The 6,148-nt window shown below is 60.2% G+C and carries 3 protein-coding genes; 1 reads left to right on the top strand and 2 read right to left on the bottom strand.

The window, feature by feature from the left end; all coding sequences use genetic code 11:
- The first annotated feature begins 180 nt into the window (after positions 1 to 180).
- Positions 181 to 2,163, top strand: coding sequence for a type I secretion C-terminal target domain-containing protein (locus tag EGI20_RS15915; protein WP_498632640.1), 1,983 nt, complete (start codon positions 181 to 183; stop codon positions 2,161 to 2,163).
- Positions 2,164 to 2,290: 127 nt separating this feature from the next.
- On the opposite strand, the gene EGI20_RS15910 is transcribed toward EGI20_RS15915, so the two are convergent.
- Entirely contained in the window at positions 2,291 to 4,567 is a 2,277-nt protein-coding gene (locus EGI20_RS15910) for an NADP-dependent malic enzyme (protein WP_498632638.1), read from the bottom strand.
- Between the two features lie 152 nt (positions 4,568 to 4,719).
- The gene (locus EGI20_RS15905) at positions 4,720 to 6,003 is read right to left on the bottom strand and encodes a TRAP transporter large permease (RefSeq protein ID WP_124736688.1); all 1,284 of its coding nucleotides are present in this window, start codon (positions 6,001 to 6,003) and stop codon (positions 4,720 to 4,722) included.
- Positions 6,004 to 6,148: the final 145 nt, after the last annotated feature.

Here is a 6,148-nt window from a genome sequence, read left to right as displayed (position 1 = left end):
AGTTTAAGGGCCCGCAGGACTGGAACGGCAGCGTCAAGCTGACGGTGATCTGAGGAGGGGCTCTCTGGTGGTCTTGCCGATACGGTGGGGACGCCGAACGACCAGAGCGACAGCAAGACGGCCGCGACGGCGACCGAATCGTCGAATGGCGACAAGGAGAGCACCAGTCAGGAGTTGACGGTGACGGTGCTGCCGGTGAACGACGCGCCGGTGGTGGTGTCTGGCAGTGCAGTGGTATCTGAGGAGGGGCTCTCTGGTGGTCTTGCCGATACGGTGGGGACGCCGAACGACCAGAGCGACAGCAAGACGGCTAACGGCAAGCTGGCGATCAGCGACGCCGATAAAGATGCGTTGAGCGTGGTGCTGACAGCACCTGCTGGCACTCTGTACAGCGGTGGCCAGCTGGTGAGCTGGAGCGGGAATAGCTCGCAGACGCTGACGGCAAAGGTGGGGGCAGTGACAGTGGCTACGATCACCATCGACAACAACGGCAACTACACGGTGACGCTGAATAATGATAAGCCGTTCGACCATGCGCCGGGCAATGGGGAAAACCACTTGTCGTTCGATGTCGGCGTACAGGCGACTGCGGGTGGGCAGACTACTTCCGGCAAGCTGACGGTGACAGTCGAGGATGATTCACCGCGGGTGTACGCACAGTCGCACGGGGTGTTTATCGATCAGGACCTGATCAGCATCAATGATCTGGATGCGGGCTTCGTCAACGACACTTATAAAAATGGGACGAGTACGGTCGAGAGAAATAATACCGACTCGCATGACACGCTGAACGATCAGATCAAGTGGGGTGATCCGACGGGCTCCCAGAAGTCCGGCTACACCCTGGTGGACAATGCCGCGTTCACCACAACAGATGGAACCGTGGTCAAGGCGGGCGAAGTCTTTAAACTGGCAGACTTCACGCATTCGAATTACTCGATCAATCGCGACTCGTCGACACTACAGTCCACTGATATCAAGCTGGACATGGACGTGGTGATCAACGGTGTGTCGACCAAGGTGTCGTTCACCGCGACGTTGACGCATAACGAGACTGGAGGCTCCGACGGCTCCAACCCGCCTGACATCATCACACTACCGGCACAGACCGTGACGGTGACGATTGCCGGGCAGAATTATCAGGTCAATCTGCTCGGCTTCAAGGATGCCAGCGGTAACTTTGTCAAAACCATTTACACCAACGAGAGTGCCAGCAACAGCTTCGGCATTTTCGGCAGCGTGACGTCGACGAAGACGATCAGCGGCGATTTGCTGACCGACGGCGGTGCGGACGGTGCTTACGTGCTGAGCTTGGTGATTGACGGGGTGACCTACCGCTACGACCCGAGCGGCAACGGCGCGGTGACGGTTTCCGGCGGCACCAGTGCCGGCACTTTCAATACGGATGGCAACACCTTGACGGTGAAGACCGCGCTCGGCGGTTCGTTCCTGATCGATCTGGATGACGGGGTATACACCTATACCGCCCCGACGTCCGTCAGCGGGGACCGCAGCGAAAGCATCGGCTTTACTGTGAGCGACCGCGACGGAGATACCGCCAGCTCTAAGGTCGAGATCGATCTTTCTGCAGCGGCAGCGGATGTGGTGCGGATGGCCTCGACGACGTTCAACGGTAGCGGTGCAGCCGACAAGGTAATGGGCACTGCTGGTGACGATACCATCCTGGGTGGTGGAGGCGCAGACTTACTTAACGGCATGGCCGGTAATGACATGCTCAACGGTGGCGCCGGCGACGACAAGCTGTACGGCGGTGATGGCAACGACGTACTGATCGGTGGCGCTGGTAACGACACGCTCAGTGGTGGTCTCGGGGTTGATACCTTCAAGTGGATGCTGGGGGATCAGGGTACGGCGGCTACGCCGGCGCGTGACGTGGTCAAGGACTTCGGCAGTACTGACAAGCTGGATCTGCGCGATCTGCTGCAGAGTGAAAGTCTTACCGCTGCCAGCCTGGATCAGTATCTCGATTTCCGCATGGAGGGCAGCAATACGGTGATCGATGTGAAGCATACGGGTAGTGGCAGTGTGACTCAGCAGATCGTGCTGGAGAATACCGACCTTGCCAGCCAGCTGGGGGTAGCTCTGTCGGATACTGCGATCCTGCAGAGTTTGCTTGACAGCAACCGCTTGAATCACGACTGAGTGTGGTCATTGCCCCAGCCAGCTCGTGGCTGGGGATTGTTCTGATCAGCTATATCGATAGTCGTAAAAAACGGGAGGCCGCGGCCTCCCGTTTGTTTTGTGCCGCCTAAGCAGGCGGCGCCTGAACTTACTTGGCGGTTTGTGCATCCACGGCGGCGAGTGCCACCATGTTGACGATGCGGCGTACCGACGAGATCGGGGTCAGGATGTGCACCGGCTTGGCCATGCCCATCAGGATGGGGCCGATGGTGACGCCATCGGAGGCGGATACGCGCAGCAGGTTGTAGCTGATATTGGCCGCTTCGACGTTAGGCATGATCAACAGGTTGGCCGCGCCCTTGAGCGGGCTGTCCGGCATGGCCTGGCTGCGGATCGCTTCGACCAGTGCGGCATCGCCTTGCATCTCGCCATCGATTTCCAGCGTCGGGTGCTTGGCCTGTACCAGCGAGAGCGCGTCGCGCATCTTACTGGCTGCCGGGTTGTTCAGCGCACCGAAGCTGGAGTTGGACAACAGCGCAACCTTGGGCGCGATACCGAAGCGCTTGACCGCTTCGGCGGTCATTTCGGTGATGGCGGCCAGTTGTTCTGCGTCCGGATCTTCGTTGACGTAGGTGTCGGCGATGAAGATGTTGCCGTTAGGCAGAATCAGCGCATTCATCGCGGCGGCAACCTTGTCCTCGCGTGCGTAGCCGAGAATGTCTTCGACGATGCCGAAGTGCTGCTTGTAGGCGCCGTAAGTGCCGCAAATCAGCGCATCGGCTTCGCCGCGCTTGACCATCAGTGCGCCGATCAGCGTGGAGTTGCCGATCACGCGGCGCTTGGCCTGCTCCTGGCTGACACCGCGACGCTTCATCAGCGCGTAGTAGTCTTTCCAGTAGTCGGCGAAGCGCGGGTCGTTTTCATTGTTGACCAGCTCGAAGTCGGTGCCGATTTCCAGCTTGAGGCCGAGCTTCTTGATGCGGGTCTCGATCACGCTCGGGCGGCCGATCAGCACCGGGAAGGCCAGCTTTTGCGACACGATTTCCTGGGTGGCGTGCAGCACGCGCTCGTCTTCGCCTTCGGCCAGCACCACGCGCTTCTGTTCTTTCTTGGCCTGGCTGAACACCGGCTTCATGAACAGGTTGGTCTTGTAGACGAACTGCGTCAGCTGTTCGACGTAGGCATCCATGTCGGTGATCGGACGCGCGGCCACGCCGGAATCCATCGCGGCCTGCGCCACGGCCGGGGCGATCTTGACGATCAGGCGCGGATCGAACGGTTTCGGGATCACATATTCCGGGCCGAAGGACAGGTCCTGGTTGCCGTAGGCGGTGGCGACCACATCGTTCTGCTCGGCCATGGCCAGATCAGCAATGGCGCGCACGCAAGCCAGCTTCATCTCTTCGTTAATGGTGGTGGCGCCCACATCGAGCGCGCCACGGAAGATGAAGGGGAAGCACAGGACGTTGTTGACCTGGTTGGGGAAGTCGGAACGGCCGGTGCCGATAATGGCATCCGGACGCACGGCCTTGACCAGATCCGGCATGATTTCCGGCTCGGGGTTGGCCATGGCCAGAATGACCGGGTGCGCGGCCATGCTCTTGACCATGTCCTGGCTGACCAGCTTGGGGCCGGACAGGCCCATAAAGATGTCGGCGCCGACCATGGCGTCGGCCAGTTTGCGCTGTCCATTGTCGGCAATGGCGTAGCGCTTTTTGGTCTCGTCCATCTTGTCGTCGCGGCCGCTGTAGATCACGCCTTTGGAGTCGCAGACGGTGACGTTCTCGCGCTTGACGCCCAGTGCGACCAAGAGGTCGAGGCAGGCGATGGCGGCAGCGCCGGCACCGGAGGCGACCACGCGTACCTTTTCGATATCCTTGCCAACCAGACGCAGCGAGTTGAGGACGGCGGCGGCGGCCACGATGGCGGTGCCGTGCTGGTCGTCGTGGAAGACCGGAATGCCCATGCGCTCACGGCACTTCTTCTCGATGTAGAAGCACTCGGGCGCCTTGATGTCTTCGAGGTTGATGCCGCCGAAGGTCGGTTCCAGCGAGCAGATGATGTCGACCAGTTTGTCCGGGTCGAGTTCGTCCACTTCGATATCGAATACGTCGATGCCGGCAAACTTCTTGAACAGCACCCCTTTGCCTTCCATCACCGGCTTGCCGGCCAGTGCGCCAATATTGCCCAGCCCCAGCACCGCTGTCCCGTTGGAGATGACGGCAACCAGATTGCCGCGTGCGGTGTATTTGTACGAGTTCAGCGGGTCATCCACGATGGCCATGCACGGTGCGGCTACGCCTGGCGAATAGGCCAGACCGAGGTCGTGTTGGGTGGCGAGTGCCTTGGTGGGCGACACCTGGATCTTGCCGGGGGTCGGGTACTGGTGGAAATCGAGTGCGCTCTGGCGCAGTTGCTCATCCATTGGAAGGCTCCTGAGGTGCTTTTTTAAGCAGTTTGGATTAACAGCATTCGTTGGCCATTATATAGGCTTAGAAGCACGAACGGCTATGCCGGCTGTCTGACAAAAAAAGCGACGGTATAAAACCGTCGCTTTCTGGCCAATCAGGGCGTGGTTTACATCATGCCCAAGGTGCGTGGCAGCCACAGCGAGATGGCCGGCACATAGGTGATCAGCATCAGGAAGGCCAGCATGGTCAGCAGCCATGGCCATACCGCGATGGTCAGCTCGGTGATGCCCATCTTGGTAATGCCCGAGGCAACATACAGATTGAGGCCGACCGGCGGGTGGCACATGCCCACTTCCATATTCACCACGATCAGGATGCCGAAGTGCACCGGGTCGATGCCCAGCGCCATCGCCACCGGGAACAGGATGGGGGCGAAGATCAGCACGATGGATGACGGCTCCATCACGTTGCCAGCCAGCAGCAGCAGCACGTTCACCACCAGCAGGAAGGCGATCGGGCCGAGGCCGGCGTCGATCAGCCAGCCGGCCATCGCCTGCGGGATGCCTTCGCTGGTCATCAGGAAGGAGAACAGCACGGCGTTGGTGATGATATAGAGCAGCATCGCCGACATCGAGGCCGAATCCAGCAGCACTTTCGGCACCTGCTTCAGGCTCATGTCTTTGTAGACGAACACCGCCACGATGAAGGCGTACACCGCGCTCATCGCCGCCGCCTCGGTCGGGGTGAAGATGCCGCTATAGATACCGCCGATCACTACCACGATCAGGAACAGGCCCCACATCGATTCGCGGAACGCTTTCAGGCGTTGCACGGCAGTGGCCTTGGCCAGACGCGGATAGCCGAACTTGCGTGCGCGATACCAGGTGGTAAGGCCGAGGAAGGTCGCCAGCATCAGCCCCGGAATCACGCCGGCCATGAACAGCTGACCGACCGAGGTGTTGGTTGCAACCGAGTACATCACCATCACGATGGATGGCGGGATCAGGATGCCCAGCGCGCCGCTGGTGGTAATCACGCCGGCGCCGAAGCTGTTGGGGAAGCCTTGCTTGACCATGGCCGGCAACAGGATGGAGCCGATGGCGACCACGGTGGCCGGACTGGAGCCGGACACGGCGGCGAACAGTGCGCACGCCATCACGCCAGCTAGGCCGAGGCCGCCATGCCAGTGGCCAACCATGCTGGTGGCGAAGTTGATCATGCGCCGCGCCACCCCGCCGTGGGTGAGGAAGTTACCGGCGAGGATAAAGAACGGGATCGCCATGATCTCGAACTTCTCGATGCCGGTGAACAGCTTCAGTGCCACCGCCTCGATCGGCACTTCGGTCATGGTGAACAGGAAAGTGAGTACCGTCAGACCGAGCGAGATCGAAATCGGCATGCCGGTAAGCATCAGGACAATCAATAGTCCGAAAATGATCAGCGCGCTCATTTGTTGTCATCCTTGTGCTTGATATCGTGCGGGTGCAGGTTGTCGTCCATGGCGAACCAGTTGCTGTCTTCGGCAACGTCATCCATGCCTTCAACGTGGCTGTGGTCATGCTTGGGCAGCTCGCCGGTGCGCAGGAAGTTCCAGG

Source organism: Aquitalea sp. S1-19 (genome assembly GCF_024343515.1).
This window is presented reverse-complemented; position numbering and strand designations above follow the sequence as displayed.

What these genes read in the sequence shown, in the direction of transcription:
- EGI20_RS15910 (WP_498632638.1), bottom strand. Translation starts at nt 4,567, where the DNA reads ATGGATGAGCAACTGCGCCAGAGCGCACTCGATTTCCACCAGTACCCG.
- EGI20_RS15905 (WP_124736688.1), bottom strand. Translation starts at nt 6,003, where the DNA reads ATGAGCGCGCTGATCATTTTCGGACTATTGATTGTCCTGATGCTTACC.